Source organism: Halomonas rhizosphaerae, assembly GCF_030012485.1.
Classification (GTDB): domain Bacteria; phylum Pseudomonadota; class Gammaproteobacteria; order Pseudomonadales; family Halomonadaceae; genus Halomonas; species Halomonas rhizosphaerae.
Genome location: NZ_JASCQQ010000028.1, coordinates 248,202 through 266,316, shown reverse-complemented (window position 1 = coordinate 266,316; position 18,115 = coordinate 248,202). Strand labels below are relative to the sequence as shown.

The 18,115-nt window shown below is 69.3% G+C and carries 17 protein-coding genes and 1 tRNA gene; 7 read left to right on the top strand and 11 right to left on the bottom strand.

Annotation, left to right across the window (positions count from 1 at the left end; all coding sequences use genetic code 11):
• Position 1: 1 nt before the first annotated feature.
• Both QLQ86_RS14205 and QLQ86_RS14200 read right to left on the bottom strand, forming a co-directional pair.
• Entirely contained in the window at positions 2–304 is a 303-nt protein-coding gene (locus tag QLQ86_RS14205; RefSeq protein ID WP_282736497.1) for a winged helix-turn-helix domain-containing protein, read from the bottom strand.
• Between the two features lie 16 nt (positions 305–320).
• Positions 321–1,316: a hypothetical protein gene (locus tag QLQ86_RS14200; RefSeq protein ID WP_282817397.1), complete on the bottom strand. Its 996-nt coding sequence runs from the start codon at positions 1,314–1,316 to the stop codon at positions 321–323.
• Between the two features lie 229 nt (positions 1,317–1,545).
• Between QLQ86_RS14200 and QLQ86_RS14195 the strand changes: the two genes are divergently transcribed.
• Both QLQ86_RS14195 and QLQ86_RS14190 read left to right on the top strand, forming a co-directional pair.
• Positions 1,546–2,850 (top strand): ATP-grasp domain-containing protein, encoded by a 1,305-nt coding sequence (locus QLQ86_RS14195; protein ID WP_282817396.1) that lies wholly within the window; start codon positions 1,546–1,548, stop codon positions 2,848–2,850.
• A gap of 28 nt (positions 2,851–2,878) precedes the next feature.
• The gene (locus QLQ86_RS14190) at positions 2,879–4,903 is read left to right on the top strand and encodes a CocE/NonD family hydrolase (protein WP_282817395.1); all 2,025 of its coding nucleotides are present in this window, start codon (positions 2,879–2,881) and stop codon (positions 4,901–4,903) included.
• A 12-nt stretch (positions 4,904–4,915) separates the two neighbouring features.
• On the opposite strand, the gene bioA is transcribed toward QLQ86_RS14190, so the two are convergent.
• The 7 genes from bioA to bioB form a co-directional block, all read right to left on the bottom strand.
• Positions 4,916–6,202 (bottom strand): adenosylmethionine--8-amino-7-oxononanoate transaminase, encoded by a 1,287-nt coding sequence (bioA, locus tag QLQ86_RS14185; RefSeq protein WP_282817394.1) that lies wholly within the window; start codon positions 6,200–6,202, stop codon positions 4,916–4,918.
• 117 nt (positions 6,203–6,319) lie between these two features.
• Positions 6,320–6,404: transfer RNA gene (locus QLQ86_RS14180), tRNA-Leu, on the bottom strand.
• A gap of 44 nt (positions 6,405–6,448) precedes the next feature.
• Positions 6,449–7,150, bottom strand: coding sequence for a dethiobiotin synthase (gene bioD, locus QLQ86_RS14175; RefSeq protein WP_282817393.1), 702 nt, complete (start codon positions 7,148–7,150; stop codon positions 6,449–6,451).
• A 1-nt stretch (position 7,151) separates the two neighbouring features.
• Positions 7,152–7,964: a methyltransferase domain-containing protein gene (locus tag QLQ86_RS14170; RefSeq protein WP_282817392.1), complete on the bottom strand. Its 813-nt coding sequence runs from the start codon at positions 7,962–7,964 to the stop codon at positions 7,152–7,154.
• Positions 7,961–8,668 carry an alpha/beta fold hydrolase gene (locus QLQ86_RS14165; RefSeq protein ID WP_282817391.1) on the bottom strand — a complete coding sequence of 236 codons (708 nt, stop codon included), beginning with the start codon at positions 8,666–8,668 and terminating at the stop codon, positions 7,961–7,963. The genes QLQ86_RS14170 and QLQ86_RS14165 overlap by 4 nt, the downstream gene beginning before the upstream one ends.
• Positions 8,665–9,837 (bottom strand): 8-amino-7-oxononanoate synthase, encoded by a 1,173-nt coding sequence (gene bioF / locus QLQ86_RS14160; protein ID WP_282817390.1) that lies wholly within the window; start codon positions 9,835–9,837, stop codon positions 8,665–8,667. The genes QLQ86_RS14165 and bioF overlap by 4 nt, the downstream gene beginning before the upstream one ends.
• 6 nt (positions 9,838–9,843) lie before the next feature.
• A complete protein-coding gene (bioB, locus tag QLQ86_RS14155) occupies positions 9,844–10,989 on the bottom strand; it encodes a biotin synthase BioB (protein ID WP_282817389.1) in 1,146 nt (381 codons plus the stop codon).
• Between bioB and QLQ86_RS14150 the strand changes: the two genes are divergently transcribed.
• The gene (locus QLQ86_RS14150) at positions 10,988–11,776 is read left to right on the top strand and encodes a ComF family protein (protein ID WP_326521286.1); all 789 of its coding nucleotides are present in this window, start codon (positions 10,988–10,990) and stop codon (positions 11,774–11,776) included. The genes bioB and QLQ86_RS14150 overlap by 2 nt on opposite strands.
• A gap of 48 nt (positions 11,777–11,824) precedes the next feature.
• Entirely contained in the window at positions 11,825–12,811 is a 987-nt protein-coding gene (locus tag QLQ86_RS14145; RefSeq protein WP_282817388.1) for a serine/threonine protein kinase, read from the top strand.
• 75 nt (positions 12,812–12,886) lie between these two features.
• Here the strand turns inward: QLQ86_RS14145 and QLQ86_RS14140 are convergent, their stop codons facing one another.
• The gene (locus QLQ86_RS14140; protein WP_282817387.1) at positions 12,887–13,438 is read right to left on the bottom strand and encodes a hypothetical protein; all 552 of its coding nucleotides are present in this window, start codon (positions 13,436–13,438) and stop codon (positions 12,887–12,889) included.
• 280 nt (positions 13,439–13,718) lie between these two features.
• Here QLQ86_RS14140 and folE point away from each other — a divergent pair, with 280 nt between their 5' ends.
• The 3 genes from folE to QLQ86_RS14125 all read left to right on the top strand — a co-directional run bounded on the left by folE (position 13,719) and on the right by QLQ86_RS14125 (position 16,275).
• Positions 13,719–14,276 (top strand): GTP cyclohydrolase I FolE, encoded by a 558-nt coding sequence (gene folE, locus QLQ86_RS14135; RefSeq protein WP_282817386.1) that lies wholly within the window; start codon positions 13,719–13,721, stop codon positions 14,274–14,276.
• Between the two features lie 22 nt (positions 14,277–14,298).
• A complete protein-coding gene (gene folX / locus QLQ86_RS14130; protein WP_282736510.1) occupies positions 14,299–14,709 on the top strand; it encodes a dihydroneopterin triphosphate 2'-epimerase in 411 nt (136 codons plus the stop codon).
• Between the two features lie 108 nt (positions 14,710–14,817).
• The gene (locus tag QLQ86_RS14125; RefSeq protein ID WP_282817385.1) at positions 14,818–16,275 is read left to right on the top strand and encodes an NAD-dependent succinate-semialdehyde dehydrogenase; all 1,458 of its coding nucleotides are present in this window, start codon (positions 14,818–14,820) and stop codon (positions 16,273–16,275) included.
• A gap of 224 nt (positions 16,276–16,499) precedes the next feature.
• Here the strand turns inward: QLQ86_RS14125 and purH are convergent, their stop codons facing one another.
• On the bottom strand, positions 16,500–18,080 hold the full coding sequence (gene purH, locus QLQ86_RS14120; protein WP_282817384.1) for a bifunctional phosphoribosylaminoimidazolecarboxamide formyltransferase/IMP cyclohydrolase: 1,581 nt from the start codon (positions 18,078–18,080) through the stop codon (positions 16,500–16,502).
• Between the last annotated feature and the right edge of the window lie 35 nt (positions 18,081–18,115).

Below are 18,115 nucleotides of genomic sequence, written 5' to 3'. Positions count from 1 at the left end.
CTCACGGACTGGACGGATAGCCCAGGGCGTCTCGCAGCCGCCCGGCGTGCGCCGCCACCCACGCCGGGTCGATCGGGCCCCAGTCTCGGATCACGTAGGCGCCGATGTTGTGGCGCTCGCCGGCCAGGTGCTCGAACTCGCAGAGGATGTCCAACTCGCCCAGGGCCCCGAGGGTGTCCTGGGCGGTGCGTCGGGGCATGCCGGTGGCCGCGGTGATGGCCGGCACGCTGGCGGTACCGGTGGCCACCAGGTGAGCCACGTAGAGGCGGCGGTAGAAGCTGGTGCGGGTCTTGCTCAGGGTCATGCGGGCATCCTTCGCGTTACAGGGTGACGCGGTCGATATGGCGGCGGAAGTACATCTCCAGGCGCAGGGTCAGCGCCCATCGAGGGTCGCGGTCGGCCTCCCGAGGGAAGTGCAGCGAGGGGGCGACGTCCAGGAAGGTGAAGCCCTTGTGGACGTCGCGGCGAAACCGCACCTCGAGGTAGCTGTCCTCGATGACGGGGTGGGAACCACTTTCGCCGATCACGCCGCCTGAGGTGCGCAGCACGCTGCGGCGGTTGAGGCGGCGGTTGAGCTCCACGGCCTGGCTGAACTCGAGGCGGTCGACCTCTTCGCGCCACTGGGCGTTGGTGAGAAGGCGCAGGTGGCGCTTCTCGTCCAGCGGCCTGCCCAGGTCCCAGCGGGTGCGGGCGGAGTAGCCGTCGCCGTTGAACCAGGAGAGGCGATTGTCGCTGTGCAGCTGCCAGGGCCCGTCCTGCAGGGTCCAGAGCCGCTGGGTGGTCAGGCGCGCGTAGGGTTCCAGCGGCAGGCGCAGCTTGATGCCGGCGCCGCCCCGGGTGTTCCAGTGGCGGGCCTTGTCCTTGTCGCCGAGGCGGTTCAGGCCCACCAGCAGGTCGCCGAGGCTGTCGGCGCGGTCATCGCTGAGCGCCGACTCACGTTCCGCCAGGGTGCCGCGGGTCTCGTCGGGCTCGCTCTCGATGATCAGTCGCAGGCGCTCCTCGGTGGTGGGCAGGTCGAGGCGGAAACGGGCGCCCAGGTCCTGGTCGAAGGGGTCGCCCTCGCGCCAGTCCCACTCCTGGCTGAGGCGCAGGTAGGAGTCGGTATTCACGCTCAGCGCATCGGTGGTGCCGAAAAAGCCGTCGATGCCGCGGGAGGTGCTCTCCACCCAACGCGAGAGACGGGCATGGAAGGGCCCGATCCGCTGCTCCGCCCAGGCCGGCAGATCGCTGTCGTCGTCGACCGCCTGGGTGTCGGCATGGGCGGCGAGGCCGAGGCTGACCAGCCACATGGCCACCAGTGTGCGCAAACCCTTCATTCCCGTATCCCTTGCCTTTTTCGGGGAAGTCTACCGGCTTCTCCAGCATCGGCACCATCATCTTGCGCCGACAGGGCTCGTCGTGTTGGGGGCGAACGTTCGTCGGGATCACGTTGACCAATATCAAGGCAGGCCGACAGATAGCTGCCATGCTGGAGGGACGCCTAGGGTTCCTGGATCGCGCCGGCAGTGCCCTCGCCGTTGGGATACGCATGCCGGAGGAGGCTACATGAGCTGGAATGTCTTTATCATCGGCCACGATGCGCTGAGCAAGCGGATGCTGCCGAACCTGCGCCACGTCGAGGACTATGCCTTCCACGAACTGCTGTCCCTCGAGGAGGTCGTGCACGCCGAGGAGTACCCCTTCGCTCGGCTGGTGTCGGATGCCCTCGCCCAGCTCGAGCGCTTCCCCGGGCCGGTGGATGCCATCGTGGGGTACTGGGATTTCCCCACCAGCGGGCTGCTGCCGGTCCTGCGCCGGGAACGGGGCTTGCCGGGCCCGTCGCTGGAGGCCTTCCTCAAGTGCGAGCACAAGTACTGGAGTCGCCTGGAGCAGGCCCGGGCCGTGCCGGAGTGCGTCCCGGCCTTCCAGGCGCTCGACCCCTTCGACGACCAGGCCGTCGAAGCCGTCGAGATCGACTACCCGTTCTGGATCAAGCCGGTGAAGGCCCACTCCTCGCATCTGGGTTTCCGCATCGAGAACGCCGACCAGTTGCGCGAGGTGCTGCCGGCGATCCGCCGTGGCATCGGGCGTTTCGGCCGCCCCTTCGACGAGATCACCGCCCTGGCCGACTTGCCCGCGGAGGTGGCGGCGGTCACCGGGCATCACTGCATCGCCGAGGCGATCATCTCATCCGGCCGCCAGTGCACCCTGGAGGGCTATGTCCAGAACGGTGAGGTTCACCTGGTCGGCATTGTCGACAGCCTGCGCGACGCCACGCACTCCTCCGTGCTGCTGCGCTACGAGTATCCCTCCTCGCTGCCCGACGAGGTGCAGGAGCGGATGCTGGCGATCACCCGGCGCTTCCTGGCCCGGATCGGCTATGACGCTGGGCCGTTCAACATCGAGTACTACCTGGACGAGCAGACCGACCGCATCTGGCTGCTGGAGATCAATGCCCGGATCTCGCGTTCCCATGCGGCGATCTTCCAGCTGGTCGACGGCGCCCCGCACTTCCAGGTGATGGTGGACGTGGCGCTGGGGATTGCGCCGCGCATGCCGTACCGCGAGGGCCGCTATCCCGTCGCCGCCAAGCAGATGCTGCGGGTCTTCGAGGATGGCTGGGTGCGCCGGGTGCCGACGGAAGCGGAGATCCGCCGGGTCGAGGAGGCGTTCCCGGGCACCCTGGTGCATCTCAACGTGCACGAGGGCATGCGGCTCTCGGAGCTCAAGCACCAGGACTCCTTCTCCTGGGAGCTTGGCGTGCTGTTCACCGGGGCCCAGACCCGCGAGGCGCTGACGGAGCGGATCGAGTCGTGCCGGCGGATGCTGCCCTTCGAGATCGCGCCACTCTCCTCGCCGGAGCCTCGCTGAGCCATCGCCGTCCCTGAAGGAGGCCGTCATGCGCGTCGTGACCGACTTTCCCCATCCGGTCGAGTGCCGGGATCCCGTCTGGATTCCCATGGACGACGGGGTCGAGCTGTGCGCCCGGCTTTGGTTGCCGGAGGGCGCCGAGCAGGCCCCGGTGCCGGCCATCCTCGAATATATCCCCTACCGGCTGCGCGACGGCTCCGCGCGGCGCGATGCCATGCACCACCCTTACTTTGCCGGGCACGGCTATGCCTCGCTGCGGGTGGACCTACGCGGCAGCGGAGACTCCGGCGGCGTGCTCACCGACGAGTACCTGGAGCAGGAGCTGGTGGACGGCGAGGCGATCCTGCGCTGGATCGCGGCACAGCCCTGGTGCGACGGCAAGGTCGGCATGATCGGCATCTCCTGGGGCGGCTTCAACGGTCTGCAGCTGGCCGCTCGGCGGCCTCCCGAGCTGCACGCGGTGGTCAGCGTCTGTTCCACGGATGACCGCTACGCGGATGACGTGCACTACATGGGGGGCTGCCTGCTCGGCGACAACCTCTCCTGGGCCTCCACCATGTTCGCCTACAACTCGCTGCCGCCGGACCCCGCCGTGGTCGGTGAGGCCTGGCGCGAGATGTGGCACCGGCGGCTCGAGGGCAGCGGCCTGTGGCTTTCGACCTGGCTCGAGCATCCGCACCGGGACGGCTACTGGCAGCACGGCTCCATCTGCGAGGACTTCTCCCGGGTTCAGGTGCCGGTGCTGGCCGCCAGCGGCTGGGCGGACGGCTACTCCAACGCGGTCAAGCGGCTGGTGGCGAATCTGCCCGACCTCTGCAAGGGGCTGATTGGTCCCTGGAGCCACAAGTACCCCCATCTCGGCGAGCCTGGACCGGCCATCGGCTTCCTGCAGGAGTGCCTGCGCTGGTGGGACCAGTGGCTGAAGGGCGTGGACAGGGGCGTGGAGCAGGATCCCGCACTGCGGGTGTGGATGCAGGACAGCATGCCGCCGACTACTCGCTACGGCTGCCGGCCGGGGCGTTGGGTGGCGGAGCCGAGCTGGCCATCGCCCAATGTCACTCACTGGCGCCTGCCGCTGGCGCCGGGGCGACTGGCCCTGGATGGCGCGCGCAGCGACGAGGAGAGCGCACTCAGCGTGCAGTCGCCGCTGACCTGTGGCCTGTTCGCCGGCAAGTGGTGCTCCTATGCGGCGGGTCCCGACCTGGCCCATGACCAGCGCGAGGAGGACGGCGGCGCCCTGATCTTCGACACGCCGCCACTCGAGGCCACCCTGGAGATGATGGGGGCGCCGGAGCTGGAGCTGGAGCTGGCCGCCGACCGACCCGTGGCCATGGTGGCGGTCCGGCTCTCCGACGTGGCGCCCGACGACAAGGCCACCCGAGTGACCTACGGCCTGCTCAACCTGACCCACCGCGAAAGCCATGAGCTGCCGTCCGCTCTGGAAGCGGGCCGTCGCTACCGGGTTCGCGTGAAGCTCAACGACGTGGCACAGGTGTTTCCCCGCGGGCATCGGCTGAGGCTCTCGCTCTCGACCTCCTACTGGCCGCTGGCCTGGGCACCCCCCGAGCACGTGCGGCTGACAATCTTCGACAAGAACAGCGCGCTGCACCTGCCCGTGCGCCCGCCACGCGACGAGGATGAGCATCTGGCCCCGTTCGCCGAGCCGGAAGCCGCGCCTTCCATCGATACCACGCGCCTCGAGCCCGGACACCATAACTGGTATGTGCATCGCGACCTCGCCGAGGACCTCTCGACCCTCGAGGTGATCAATGATAACGGTCGGATCCGGCTGGAGGACAGCGGCATCGAGGTGGCGACATGCGCGGTGGAGACCTATCGCTCTCGGGACGACGACTTCGCTTCCCTGGAGGGGACGACCCTCTGGGAGCGTTCGCTGAAGCGGGGTGACTGGGAGGTGCTCACGGTGACCCGCACCGTGCTGACCTCGACGGCCGGAGAATTCCGGCTGCATGCCACCCTGGATGCCTACGAGGGCGAGCAGCGCGTCTACAGTCGCAACTGGGATGTCGCCATCCCGCGCCGACTGGTGTAGGCCTCGGCGCGCTCAGCGCGCCAGGAACCAGCCCTTCATGACGTCGGTGATGCGTCGCATGTCGGTCTCGGCGGTGACGTAGGCCGGCATGGTGTAGAGCCAACGGCCGATGGGACGCAGCCAGACGCCCTGCTTGCGCGCCCAGTCGCCCACGCCGGCAAGCGCCGCCACATCGCGGGCCTCGATCACCGCAGTGGCCCCCAGTACCCGCACGTCCGCCACCGCCGGGTGCGTGGCCAGCGCCTGGTCCTCGAGCAGGGCCTCGCGCAGCACCCGGTTGAGCCCGGCGATCTTGCCCGGGTAGTCCTCCTCCTCGAACACCGCCAGGCTCTCCAGGGCCACCCGGCAGGCCAGCGGGTTGCCCATGAAGGTGGGGCCATGCATGAAGGCGTGCTCGGGGGAGTCGCCGACGAAGGCGTCATGTACCCGGTCGGTGGCCAGCGTCGCGGCGTGGCCCAGGTAACCGCCGGTGAGCCCCTTGGAGAGCACCATGATGTCTGGCGTGACGTCGGCGTGGTCGGCGGCGAACATCCGCCCGGTGCGGCCGAAGCCGGTGGCCACCTCGTCGAACACCAGCAGCACGTCGAACTCGTCGCACAGCTCGCGCGCTCCCTGTAGATAGTGGGGCGAGGTCATGTTGAGCCCGCCGGCGGCCTGCAGCAGCGGCTCCATCAGGAGCGCTGCGATCTCCCGATGGTGGCGCTCCAGCACCTCGCGCAGGGCGTCGAGGTCCGCCGCCACCGCCTCGGGCTCGGCATCGAAGGGGGCGGTGGGCGCCGGGGCGAAGGGGTGCCGGGGCAGGTAGCCTGCGAACAGCGAGTGCATGCCCTCCTCGGGGTCGCAGACCGCCATGCAGCCGGCGGTGTCGCCGTGATACGCCTTCATCAGTGAGAGCAGACGATGCTTGTCCGGCCTGCCGCGCAGCTGGTGGTACTGCACGGCCATCTTCATGGCCACCTCCATGCCCACCGAGCCGCTGTCGGAGTAGAAGACGTGGTTGAGTCCCGCCGGGGTGACGCGCACCAGTTCCCGGGCCAGGCGGTCGGCGGGCTCATGGGTCAGGCCGCCGAGCATCACGTGGCAGAGCTCGCCGGCCTGTTCACGGATCGCCGCCACCAGGCGCGGGTGGGCGTAGCCGTGGATCATGCACCACCAGGAGCAGGTGGCGTCGAGCAGCGTCTCGCCGCCCTCCAGGGTGAAGCGTGGCCCCTCGCCGCCGACCACCCTGGGCGCCGGGCGCTGGGTCTTGAGATGGGCATAGGGGTGCCAGACGGGAGAGGGGGGCAGGGGAGAGGACATCAGAGGGCTCCATGGCAGCGGTGAAGCGATATGACAGGCACGCGAAGGCGCCGCGCACCTCGGGGAGATGACGGAAGCATCGCGTCGAAAACGGGAGAGCGTAACGGGGAACCACGGTGGTGCGGATGGGGAGACTCGAACTCCCAAGCCCGAAGGCACCAGGACCTAAACCTGGCGTGTCTACCAATTCCACCACATCCGCACGGGCAGGCAGGCGACCACATTCTACGGACGCCCCGGCGCAAGTCAATTGCCATCGGGCAGCGCCAGGTGGTCGGCGGCGGCCTCGGCCATGGCGCTCGCATCGCCGGCCGGCAGCCGCGGCACGATGCCCAGGCAGGGGGCGGGCAGCGTGGCCGCGAGGGTCGCCAGGTTGTCGCGGTAGAGGGCATCGTCGTCGGCGAATGCCGGATCCACCAGGCTGCCGACCCAGCCCGCCAGGCGCAGGCCTGAGGCCGTGATCGCCTCGGCGGTGAGCCGCGCATGGCTGATGCCGCCCAGGCGCAGGCCCACCACCAGTATCACCGGCAGCTCGAGCCACGCGGCCAGATCGGACAGGTCCTCGGTCTCGTTCAGGGGCACCCGCCAGCCACCGGCACCCTCGACAAGGGTCAGGTCGCGCCCCGCCTCGAGCAGGGGCCAGGTACGCTCGATCAGATCGTCGAGGGCCAGCGTCACGCCGGCCCGGCGGGCGGCCAGGTGCGGGGCGATGGCCGGGGCGAAGGCGAAGGGGTTGATCGTCGCGTAGGGCAGGGTGGGACGCGTCTGGGCCTGCAGGGCCAGGGCATCGGCATTGCGCAGGCCCTCGATCGTGGGGTCGCTGCCGGAGGCCACGGGCTTGAGGCCGAGGGTGGTCAGGCCGCGTCGGTGCGCCAGGGCCAGCAGTCCGCTGGTGACCAGGGTCTTGCCGGCATCGGTGTCGGTGCCGGTGACGAAGTAGGCGCTCATGTCAGGTTTCCAGCTCCAGGGTCAGCAAGCGATAGGTCACGGGCAGGCCCTCGGGCTCGCGCTGTGTCTCGAAGCGGCGCGTCGCCCGGGCCAGGTCGGCGCGGGTGAGCCGGCCCTCGGGCCGCGATGTCTGGGCGCCGACGCCCTTGATGGAGGCCATCACCGCGGCGAGGTCGGGATAATGGAAGCGCACCGCCCGCTCCTGGCAGTCGATGCGGCAGAAGCCCGCCGCCCGGGCCGCCCGCCGGTGGCAGGCGGCGTCGCGGAAGGTCAGCAGGCCGGCGGGCCGGCCTGGGCGCGACCAGGCCCGTCCGACCTCGGCCAGGGTCCCGGGTCCCAGGGTGTTGACCAGCGCCCGGCCGCCCGGGCGCAGGACGCGGCGAAGCTCGGCCATCACGGCGTCGAGGTCCGGACACCACTGGATCGCCAGGTTGGAGACCACCAGCTCCTGGCTGGCTTCCTCCAGCGGCAGGGCGGCGGCATCGCCGCACAGCCAGCGGGCTGCGTCGCCGTGCGTGCGGTGGGCCACCTCGAGCATGCCCGGGGCAAGGTCCAGGCCGATGACCGTGCAGCCGGCACCGAAGCGCCCGGCCAGCTGCGCGGTCAGCTCGCCCGGCCCGCAGCCGAGGTCCAGCACCCTCTCGGCATGCCCGGGAAGGCGAGACCGAAGCGGCTCGGCCATGATCCGCTGGGCGACGGCTCGCTCGGCATAGCGAGGGGCGGCGCGGGAGAAGGCGTGGGCCACACGGGCCTGCCAGTCCTCTCCCCGGGTCGCGCTCCAGCAGGCGGGGGCGGCGAGCGGCAAGGCACTCATGGCGCGGGCACCCCGGCGATGCCGAGGAGGCAGGCGGCCAGTGACGACGGCTGGCCGAGCATCGGGCAGTGGCCGGTATCGACCAGGCGATAATCGGCGCTCGTGCGCCATGCCGGTGCCAGCAGCGGGTCGCGATCCCCCGCGACGCGCCATACCGGGCAGGGCGAACGGGCCAGCCGGTCAGCGTTGTCGAGCCCGGCGAGCTGGTCGAGCCCCGCGGCCAGGGTAGCGTGGTCGGCGCCGCCGTTATCGCCGAGCAGCTCGCGCAGCCGCCGGTAGGCAGCGAGCGGGTCAGACTCGCCTTGGAGCTGCCAGCGCAGGAAGTGCCGGTGGGTCGCCTCCGGGGCACGCGCGAAGGCCCGACGGAAGGCGGCCAGCTCCGCTTCTGGGATGCCCGCTTCATGACAGAAGCGCTCACCCATGCCGAGCAGTACCAGGGCACGCGGCGCGGGCAGGTGGTCCAGCAGGGCGGTGGCGAGCAGGCCGCCCAGCGACCAGCCTACCCAGATGGCGTCCGCCGAGAGATCGTCGCCCATGGCGTCGGCCAACTGAGTCAGGCTGCCGGGGTCCGCCAGCGGAGGACGGGTCCCGTAGCCGGGCCAGTCGGGGGCGCTGACCGCCAGCCCCTCGGGCCAGTGCTCGGCCATCTGCTGCCAGAGGCGGGCGTCGCAGCCCCAGCCCGAGAGCAGCACCAGGCGCGTCATGGGCTCGCCTCCCCGCTGGCCAGGGCCTCCCGGGCTCGGCAGTCGGCCAGTGCCTCGAGCAGGGCCTCCAGGTCGGCATCCGTGTGGGCGGCACTCAGGGTGATGCGCAGCCGCGCCTGGCCGCGGGGCACCGTGGGCTCGCGGATCGCGCCGACCGTGATCCCGCGCTCGGCCAGCCAGGCCGCCCAGTGCATCACCCGCTGGCTATCGCCCAGCACCAGCGGCTGGATCGGCGTGCTGGAGGCGGCCAGCGGCAGCCCCAGGGTGCGGGCCTCGCGGCGGAAGCGCGCGATCAGCGTGGCCAGGCGGGTGCGCCGGTCGGGTTCGGCCTCGAGCAACGCCAGGGCCTTCAGGGTGGCCGCGGCCACTCCCGGGGGCTGGGCGGTGGTATAGACATAGGGGCGGGCAAACTGGATCAGATGCTCGATCAGCGATTTGCTTCCCGCCACGAAGGCGCCGGCGGAGCCCAGCGCCTTGCCGAGCGTGCCGACCAGCACGGGGACCCGCTCGATGCCATGGGCGCGGCCCACACAGCCGTCGCCGGCCTCGCCCAACACGCCCAGGCCATGGGCGTCATCGACCATCAGCCAGGCGCCATGGCGGGCGCTGGTCGCGGCCAGCCCGGCGATATCGGCCACGTCGCCATCCATGCTGAATACCCCGTCGCTGACCACCAGCGTGCGCCCGTCGCCCGGGGCGCGGGCGAGTAGCCGCTCGAGGTCCCCGAGGTCGCCATGGTGGAAGCGCCGCGAGCGGGCACCGGCGAGCCTGGCGCCGTCGATCAGCGAGGCGTGGTTGAGGCGGTCCTGGAACACCCGGGTGTCGGGGTCGCAGAGCGCCTGCAGGGTGCCGAGGTTGGCCATGTAGCCGGTGGAGAAGAGCAGCGCGGCCGGCCGGCCGGTGAGCGCGGCCAGCTGCTGTTCCAGGGCCTCGTGCACCGCGAGGTGGCCGCTGACCAGGTGCGAGGCTCGCCCACCGGCGCCGAAGCGTCGTGCGCCCTGGGCCTGGGCCTCGGCGAGACGCGGGTCCCTGGCCAGGCCCAGGTAGTCGTTCCCGGCGAAGTCACAGAGCCCGTCGCCCGCGCAGCGGGTGCGGCGACGTCGCCAGCGCCCGCTGTGGCGCTGGGTCGCGGCACGCTCGGCGAGGTAGCTGCTCCAGGCATTCTGCATCGCCTGTCAGGCCCGGGTGGCGTCGTAGGCGAGCTCACCGGCCCTCGCGTCGAGTGCCGCCGCGGCCTGGCGTGCGGCTCTGACTTCAAGAGCGGCCGCCAGGTCGGCCTGCTGGCGAGCATCGTCGGCGCAGGTCTCACGTGTGCTCTTTCCCACGACTTCCGGGTGAAGGCCCAGCTTGTCGAACAGCGCCCGGTCCTGTTCCGCCTGGGGGTTGGCGGTGGTCAGCAGCTGGTCGCCGTAGAAGATCGAGTTGGCCCCGGCCAGGAAGGCCAGCGCCTGGGTGGATTCATTCATCTGCTCGCGACCCGCGGAGAGGCGCACATGGCTCGCCGGCATCAGGATGCGGGCCACGGCAATGGCGCGGATGAAGTCGATGGGGTCGAGATCGTCCACGTCCTCGAGCGGCGTGCCGGGGACCTTGACCAGCATGTTGATCGGCACCGACTCCGGGTGCGGTTCCAGGCGCACCAGCTGCTGGAGCAGGGCGGCGCGGTCGCGGGGCGCCTCGCCCATGCCGAGTATCCCGCCGGCGCAGACCTTCATGCCCGCCTGGCGCACGTTGCCCAGGGTCTCCAGGCGGTCGGCGTAGGTGCGGGTGGTGATGATCTCGCCGTAGTACTCGGGCGAGGTGTCGAGATTGTGGTTGTAGTAGTCGAGCCCGGCCTCGGCCAGGCGGCCAGCCTGGTCGTTGTCGACCATCCCCAGGGTCATGCAGGTCTCCAGCCCCAGTGCCTTGACGCGACGCACCATCTCCAGCACCACGTCGAGATCCTTCTCGCGGGGGCTCTTCCATGCCGCGCCCATGCAGAAGCGGCTGGCGCCGGCCTCGCGGGCGGCCCGGGCCTGCTCGACCACCTTCTCGACCTCCAGCAGCTTCTCCTTGCCCAGGCCAGTGTTGTAGTGCCCCGACTGGGGGCAGTACTTGCAGTCCTCCGGGCAGGCGCCGGTCTTGATGGAGAGCAGGGTGGAGACCTGCACGGCATTGGGGTCGAAGTGGGCACGGTGGACCTGCTGGGCGTGAAACAGCAGGTCATTGAAGGGCAGGGCGAAGAGCGCCTCGATCTCCTCGACCGTCCAGTCGTGGCGGACCTCGCCCCGCGGGGCTAGGGTCAGGGAAGCGGAGCGGGATTCGTGGGACGCTGGGATCATGGTGGGCTCGCTTATGGTCAACTTGACGTTCATATCCAGGTTGACGGATAGCCTAAGGCCTGGGGCCGTCATGTCAACCTCCTGGCAAGCCAAGGTTGACGGTTGGCTGGGACGAGCCCTTCCCGGTCGCTGCGTGTTCTGTCTGACACCCCTGCCGGGGGATGCCCCCTGGTGCGAGGCCTGCGTCTCGGAACTGCCCTGGAACCCGAGTGCCTGTCCCGGCTGCGCCGAGCCCCAGCCGGGCGCCGCGTGGGGACGTCGCTGTGGCCGCTGCCTGCGCCGTCCCCCGGCCTTCGACGGGGCCTGGGTGCCGCTGCGTTACGACGCCGAGGTGGCCGGCCTGGTGCAGCGCTTCAAGTTCGATGCCTCGCCGCGGGCAGGCCGGGTGCTGCTGGAGTTGATGAAGGAGGGGCTGCCCCCGGCGGTTCGAGGCTGGCCCGAGGCGCTGGTCCCGGTTCCCCTGCATCCACGGCGGGCCCGTGAGCGGGGCTTCGACCAAGCGCGCTGGCTGGCCGCGCGTCTCGGGCGACAGCTTCGCTGCCCCCTGGTACTGGCGCAGCGTACCCGCGACACCCGCACCCAGCGCGGCCTGGACCGTGGCGAGCGGCGCCGCAACCTGCGCGGTGCCTTTCGCCTCCCCGCAGGCCTGCCGCGGCGGGTAGCGCTGGTGGATGATGTCATGACCACCGGGGCGACGCTGGATGCCCTGGCCATGGCCTGCCGCCAGGCCGGCGCCGAGGAGGTGCAGGCCTGGGCGGTGGCCCGGACACCAGCAGGGCGACACTGACGGTCGCTTCCCTGTTAGCATAAGGCTCCAGACGTACCAGGAGCCCCCATGGACACCAGCCCCCATCCCTTCTCGCAGCTCTCGCCCGCCCGGGTGGTCGCGGCGGTGGAGTCGCTCGGCTTCTGGCTGCCCGGCGAGCCCTTCACGCTGAACAGCTACGAGAACCGGGTCTTCCTGGTGCACGACGAGGAGCGCCGCCGCTGGGTGGTGAAGTTCTACCGCCCCGAGCGCTGGACCGACGCCCAGATCCGCGAGGAGCATGACTTCCTGGCCGAACTCGCCGTGGCCGGAGTGGCCGTGGCTGCTCCCTGGCGGGACGCGGCGGGCGAGAGCCTGCACCTTGCCGAGGGCTTTCGCTTCACGCTCTTCCCCCACCTCCCGGGGCAGGCGCCGGAGCTGGAGAATCCGGCCCACCTGTTCGCCCTGGGCGAGCTGATCGGCGCGGTGCATGCGGTGGGCGAGCGGGGGCGTTTCGTGCACCGTCGAGTGCTGGACCTGGATGGCATGGTGCTCGAGGCCCGCGACAAGGTGCTGGCCAGCCGCTGGCTGGACCGTCGCCAGCGTCAGGCCTACGAACGCATCACCGCGACACTGCATCGCAGCCTGGCGCCCCATGCCTGGAGCGCGGAACAGGCGATCCGGGTGCAGGGCGATTGCCATATCGGCAACATCCTCGGGCGTGACGAGCAGTTTGCGCTGGTCGACTTCGACGATTGCCTGATGGCGCCGGCCATCCAGGACCTGTGGATGCTGTTCACCGCGCAAGAGGAGGGGGAGCGACAGATGCAGCTCTCCGAGGTGGCCGAGGGGTACGAGCAGCACCGTGACTTCGACCGCCGCGAGCTCGCGCTGGTGGAGCCGCTGCGCACCCTGCGCCTGCTGCGCCACAGCGCCTGGCTGGTGGATCGCTGGGAGGATCCGGCCTTCCCGACGGCGTTCCCCTGGCTGGCCGATGCCGGCTACTGGGACGGCCACCTGCGCATGCTGGAGCAGCAACGCCAGGCGCTGGAGGCAAGGCCCCGCTGGCTGGCCTGATCGGGGAGGGAGGCTTGTCCGCCACCATGAAAGACGCACCCCTCGGGGTGCGTCTCGTCGTGACCGGGGTGACGTTCAGTCGCCGTCGGGATCCGGTGCCTGGGCGGGAATCGGGTTGGCGACTCCCTCGCCCTCGGCCTGGCGGCGCTGCTCGTTGATTTTGGCGGCGGGGTTGTCCTGCTGCTCGATGGCCAGGTCGCTGGCCAGGCGCAGCTGGAAGGTCTGCTCCGGGGTCAGGCGGCAGTTGCCGTCCTGGCAGGCGGCGAGTCCGAAGTCGCCGTCGCTGTCGTAGGCGGCGGCGGATACCTCGCCGCTGTAGATCTCGCTCTCGCTGCCATCGGTCTCGATGCAGGTCAGCGACTGGGTGGTCAGGCGGATGCGCTCGCCCTCGAGGCTGGCGTCGCCGATCAGCACGCAGTATTCCGGCAGGGCATGCGAGGCGTCGCCATCGGCCACCGGATGGATGATCAGATCGTTGCGTTCCGGTGCCTGCTCGGTCAGCGTCAGCACGTCGATGACCTGAACGTCGACGGTCGCATCGGCCGGCAGTTCGAGGGTATCGCTCATGGCCAGGGTCGGCATCGCCAGCATGGCGGCCATCAGCACAGTGGCATGGGTCTTGATCATGTCGGGCTCTCGAGGGTGACTTGGGCACAGCATGAAGCAGCCATTACTCTACCACAGGGCGGGCGGACCGGCAGCCGGCCGCGCACGGCGAAGACGCGACACGATGTCACTCTTGGCGGCGACCGCGCCTGCGTTGCCGGGCGTCATGCGCTAGAATAGCGAGTCCCGAGACTCTTTTATTGTACAAGTCTAAAATCTTGTATATTTTCTGTATATGATGTGATGGCCAGGCCATCCACCAACGTTACATCGGACACCGACATTGCCACGGGGCCTGACCATGACCGAAGAACTCGCCAACCACTATCGCCGGATCATCCACGAGCTGGGGGAGGACCCCGACCGTGAGGGACTTCGCGACACGCCGAAGCGGGCCGCCAAGGCGATGCTGTTCCTCAACCGCGGCTATACCCAGTCGCTGGAAGAGATCGTCAACGGCGCGGTGTTCGAGTCCGAGACCGACGAGATGGTGCTGGTCAAGGATATCGAGCTCTACTCCATGTGCGAGCATCACCTGCTGCCGTTCATCGGCAAGTGTCATATCGCCTACCTGCCCAGCGGCAAGGTGCTGGGGCTTTCCAAGTTCGCGCGAATCGTCGACATGTACGCTCGGCGCATGCAGATCCAGGAGAACCTGACCCGCCAGATCGCCGAGGCGGTGCTGCAGGTCACCGAGGCCCGCGGGGTGGCGGTGGTGATCGAGGCGCGCCACCTGTGCATGATGATGCGCGGGGTGGAGAAGCAGAACTCCAGCATGACCTCATCGGTGATGCTCGGCGCCTTCCGCGAGAAGCAGAGCACGCGCCAGGAGTTCCTCACCCTGGTCAACGGCCGCTGATCCCCCCGCAAGGAGCCCTGCCATGACGATGCATGCCCTGGACGACCAGCACTTCGACCATGATCTCGCCACGATCCGCATCAAGAACCTGCGGCTGCGCACCCATATCGGCATCAAGGACGACGAGATCAAAAACCGCCAGGACGTGGTGATCAATGCCGTGATCCGCTATCGCGCCGACAGGGCGGTCGAGTTCAACCATATCGAGCAGGCGCTGAACTACCGCACCATCACCAAGGCAGTGATCGCCCTGGTGGAGGATCATCGCTTCCTGCTGCTCGAGCGCATGACCCGCGAGGTGCTGGACCTGATCATGAGTCATGACCAGGTGCTGACCGCTCAGGTGGAGATCGACAAGCCCCATGCGCTGCGCTTCGCCGACTCCGTCTCCATCACGCTCTCCGACTCGCGGGAGCCGCGCCGGCCACGCTGAGGGTGACCCGAGACGATGATTAAAGGTCCCCGGTGCTTGGTGCACCGGGGTCTTTCGCTTAGCATGGGGAAAACCGACAAGAGGCCGCCTTTGCGGCAGGAGACGATCATGCAAGCCCTCACGGAAACGCAGCTCTACTGTCCCTTCGCCTACATCGACGGCAGTTGGGTCGCCGCCGACAGCGGCGAGCAGATCAACGTCCTCAATCCGGCCACCGGCGAGGCCATGGGGGATGTGCCACGCCTGGGACGGGCGGAGACCGAGCGGGCCATCGCCGCGGCCGATGCCGCCCTGCCGGCGTGGCGTGCGATGACCGCGCAGGAGCGCGCCGACATCCTGATGAAGTGGCATGACCTGATGCTCGAGCACCAGGACGACCTGGCCATGATCATGACCTTCGAGCAGGGCAAGCCGCTCAAGGAAGCCGCCGGCGAGATCGCCTATGCGGCGAGCTTCCTGCGCTGGTTCGCCGAGGAGGCGCGGCGCGTCTACGGCGAGACCGTGCCCGCCGCCAAACCCAACCAGCGCATCGTGGTCACCAAGCAGCCCGTCGGCGTGGTGGGGGCGATCACCCCCTGGAACTTTCCCGCGGCGATGATCACCCGCAAGGCGGGTGCCGCCCTGGCCGCCGGCTGCACCATCGTGGTCAAGCCGGCCAGCCAGACGCCGTTCTCCGCCACTGCCCTGGCCAAGCTGGCCGAGCGGGCCGGGGTACCGCGCGGGGTGTTCAACGTGGTGCCGGGCCGCGCCTCCGAGATCGCCGCGGCGATGACCGAGTCGCCGCTGGTGCGCAAGATCACCTTCACCGGCTCCACCGAGGTGGGTCGCCAGCTGATGGCCCAGGCCTCCCAGCACATCCAGAAGATCTCCCTGGAACTGGGCGGCAACGCCCCCTTCATCGTCTTCGAGGATGCCGATCTGGACGCCGCGGTGGAGGGGGCCATGGCCGCCAAGTTCCGCAACGCCGGCCAGACCTGCGTCTGCACCAACCGCTTCCTGGTCCAGTCCAGCGTGGTCAACGCCTTCTGCGAGAAGCTGGCGGTCGCCATGAACAGCGAGCTCAAGGTCGGTGACGGCACCCAGGAGGGGATCAACATCGGCCCGCTGATCGACGACAAGGCGGTGGCCAAGGTCAGCGAGCATGTCCATGACGCCGTGGACCAGGGCGCCGAGCTCTTGCTGGGTGGCCATCCGCACCCGCTGGGCGGCAACTTCTTCACGCCGACCCTGATCAGCTTCGCCAACACCAGCATGAAGGTGGCCCACGAGGAAACCTTCGGCCCGCTGGCGGCGGTCTTCCCCTTCGATGACGAGGAAGACGCCGTCAACATGGCCAACGACACCGAGTACGGGCTGGCGTCCTACTTCTACTCCCGGGACCTGGGGCGTGTCTGGCGCGTCGCCGACGCCCTGGAGTACGGCATGGTGGGCATCAACACCGGGCTGATCTCCAACGCCGCCGCCCCCTTCGGCGGGGTCAAGGCCTCGGGCCTGGGGCGCGAGGGCGGCCACCAGGGCCTGGAGGAGTTCCTGGAGACCAAGTACCTCTGCATCGATCTGGGATAAGGGCGACAAGGCTCAAGGAGCAAGGGACAAGCAGCTCGTCGACGGGCCGCCGTATCCCCCACGAAAAACCCCACTCGACCTGATGGTTGAGTGGGGTTTTTCTTGGAGAACGCTCAGAAGAGGAGTCGCCAGCGAGGAGCCACGGTCACATCATCCTTGCTCCTTGCTCCTTGCTCCTTGCTCCTTGCTCCTTGCTCCTTGCTCCTTGCAGCTCGCCGCAGGCGTCAGTGCCTGAAGTGGCGCATGCCGGTGAAGACCATGGCGATGCCGGCCTCGTTGGCGGCGTCGATCACTTCCTGGTCGCGCATGGAGCCCCCGGGCTGGATCACCGCGGCGATGCCGGCGGCGGCCGCGGCATCGATGCCGTCGCGGAAGGGGAAGAAGGCGTCACTGGCCATCACCGAGCCGGGGACCGAGAGGCCCTCGTCGGCGGCCTTGATGCCGGCGATCTTCGCCGAGTAGACCCGGCTCATCTGGCCGGCGCCCACGCCGATGGTCTGGCCGTCCTTGGCGTAGACGATGGCGTTGGACTTGACGTACTTGGCCACCTTCCAGGCGAAGGCCAGGTCGCGCATCTCCTGTTCGCTGGGCACCCGCTCGGTGACCACGGTCAGCTCGTCGCGGCCGACCATGCCCAGGTCGCGGTCCTGCACCAGCAGGCCGCCGGTGACGCGCTTGAAGTCGTGGGCATGTTCGCGCTCGCCGGGCCACTTCGCGGCGACATCGAGCAGGCGGACGTTCTTCTTCTCGGTGACGATGGCCAGCGCCTCCCCCTCGACCCCCGGGGCGATGATCACCTCGACGAACTGGCGGTCGACGATGGCGCGGGCGGTCTCGGCGTCCAGCGGCACGTTGAAGGCGATGATGCCGCCGAAGGCGCTGGTCGGGTCAGTGGCGAAGGCCTTCTCATAGGCCTCTCGCGGGCTTGCGCCCACTGCCACGCCGCACGGGTTGGCGTGCTTGACGATCACGCAGGCGGTGTCGGTGAAGGCCTTGACGCACTCGAAGGCGGCATCGGTATCGGCCACATTGTTGAAGGAGAGCGCCTTGCCCTGCAGCTGGGTGGCCGTGGCCACGCTGGCCTCGCTGGCGTCGGCTTCCACGTAGAAGGCGGCATTCTGGTGGGGGTTCTCCCCGTAGCGCATGGCCTGCTTCTTCTCGAACTGCAGGTTGTACGTGCGCGGGAAGCCGTCCTCGCCGCCGGGTACCCGCTGGCCCAGGTAATCGGCGATGGCGGCGTCGTAGCCGGCGGTATGCTCGAAGGCCTTGACCGCCAGGTCGAAGCGGGTGGCATCACTCACGGCGCCGTCCCCGGCGGCGATTTCGCTCAGCACCCGGGGGTAGTCACCGGCGTCCACGACGATGGTGGTGTGGGCATGGTTCTTGGCACAGGCACGCACCATGGTCGGCCCACCGATGTCGATGTTCTCGATGGCGTCCTCGAGGGCGCAGTCCGGACGTGCCACGGTGGCCGAGAAGGGGTAGAGGTTGACCACCACCATGTCGATGGGGTCGATGCCGTGCTCCGCCATCACGGCATCGTCCTGGCCACGGCGGCCCAGGATGCCGCCGTGGATCTTCGGATGCAGCGTCTTGACCCGGCCGTCCATGATCTCGGGGAATCCGGTGTGCTCGGAGACCTCGGTCACGTCGATGCCGTTCTCCTGGAGCAGGCGGAAGGTGCCGCCGGTCGAGAGCAGCGCGACGCCCTGTTCGACGAGGCCGCGGGCGAAGTCGACGATGCCGGTCTTGTCGGAGACGCTGATCAGGGCGCGGCGAACCGCGGCGGAGGAGGCTTGGGCCATGGGAGTCACTCTTCTGTCGATGGGTTGTGAAGGGG

Excerpts from the sequence above, each read along its gene's own strand:
- folE (WP_282817386.1), top strand. The coding sequence starts at position 13,719 with ATGACCGAAGAACTCGCCAACCACTATCGCCGGATCATCCACGAGCTG.
- bioB (WP_282817389.1), bottom strand. The coding sequence starts at position 10,989 with ATGATCCCAGCGTCCCACGAATCCCGCTCCGCTTCCCTGACCCTAGCC.
- bioF (WP_282817390.1), bottom strand. The coding sequence starts at position 9,837 with ATGCAGAATGCCTGGAGCAGCTACCTCGCCGAGCGTGCCGCGACCCAG.
- bioD (WP_282817393.1), bottom strand. The coding sequence starts at position 7,150 with ATGAGCGCCTACTTCGTCACCGGCACCGACACCGATGCCGGCAAGACC.
- QLQ86_RS14150 (WP_326521286.1), top strand. The coding sequence starts at position 10,988 with ATGGTGGGCTCGCTTATGGTCAACTTGACGTTCATATCCAGGTTGACG.
- QLQ86_RS14200 (WP_282817397.1), bottom strand. The coding sequence starts at position 1,316 with ATGAAGGGTTTGCGCACACTGGTGGCCATGTGGCTGGTCAGCCTCGGC.
- QLQ86_RS14195 (WP_282817396.1), top strand. The coding sequence starts at position 1,546 with ATGAGCTGGAATGTCTTTATCATCGGCCACGATGCGCTGAGCAAGCGG.
- QLQ86_RS14140 (WP_282817387.1), bottom strand. The coding sequence starts at position 13,438 with ATGATCAAGACCCATGCCACTGTGCTGATGGCCGCCATGCTGGCGATG.
- QLQ86_RS14125 (WP_282817385.1), top strand. The coding sequence starts at position 14,818 with ATGCAAGCCCTCACGGAAACGCAGCTCTACTGTCCCTTCGCCTACATC.
- QLQ86_RS14205 (WP_282736497.1), bottom strand. The coding sequence starts at position 304 with ATGACCCTGAGCAAGACCCGCACCAGCTTCTACCGCCGCCTCTACGTG.
- QLQ86_RS14170 (WP_282817392.1), bottom strand. The coding sequence starts at position 7,964 with ATGAGTGCCTTGCCGCTCGCCGCCCCCGCCTGCTGGAGCGCGACCCGG.
- bioA (WP_282817394.1), bottom strand. The coding sequence starts at position 6,202 with ATGTCCTCTCCCCTGCCCCCCTCTCCCGTCTGGCACCCCTATGCCCAT.
- purH (WP_282817384.1), bottom strand. The coding sequence starts at position 18,080 with ATGGCCCAAGCCTCCTCCGCCGCGGTTCGCCGCGCCCTGATCAGCGTC.
- QLQ86_RS14145 (WP_282817388.1), top strand. The coding sequence starts at position 11,825 with ATGGACACCAGCCCCCATCCCTTCTCGCAGCTCTCGCCCGCCCGGGTG.
- QLQ86_RS14165 (WP_282817391.1), bottom strand. The coding sequence starts at position 8,668 with ATGACGCGCCTGGTGCTGCTCTCGGGCTGGGGCTGCGACGCCCGCCTC.
- folX (WP_282736510.1), top strand. The coding sequence starts at position 14,299 with ATGACGATGCATGCCCTGGACGACCAGCACTTCGACCATGATCTCGCC.
- QLQ86_RS14190 (WP_282817395.1), top strand. The coding sequence starts at position 2,879 with ATGCGCGTCGTGACCGACTTTCCCCATCCGGTCGAGTGCCGGGATCCC.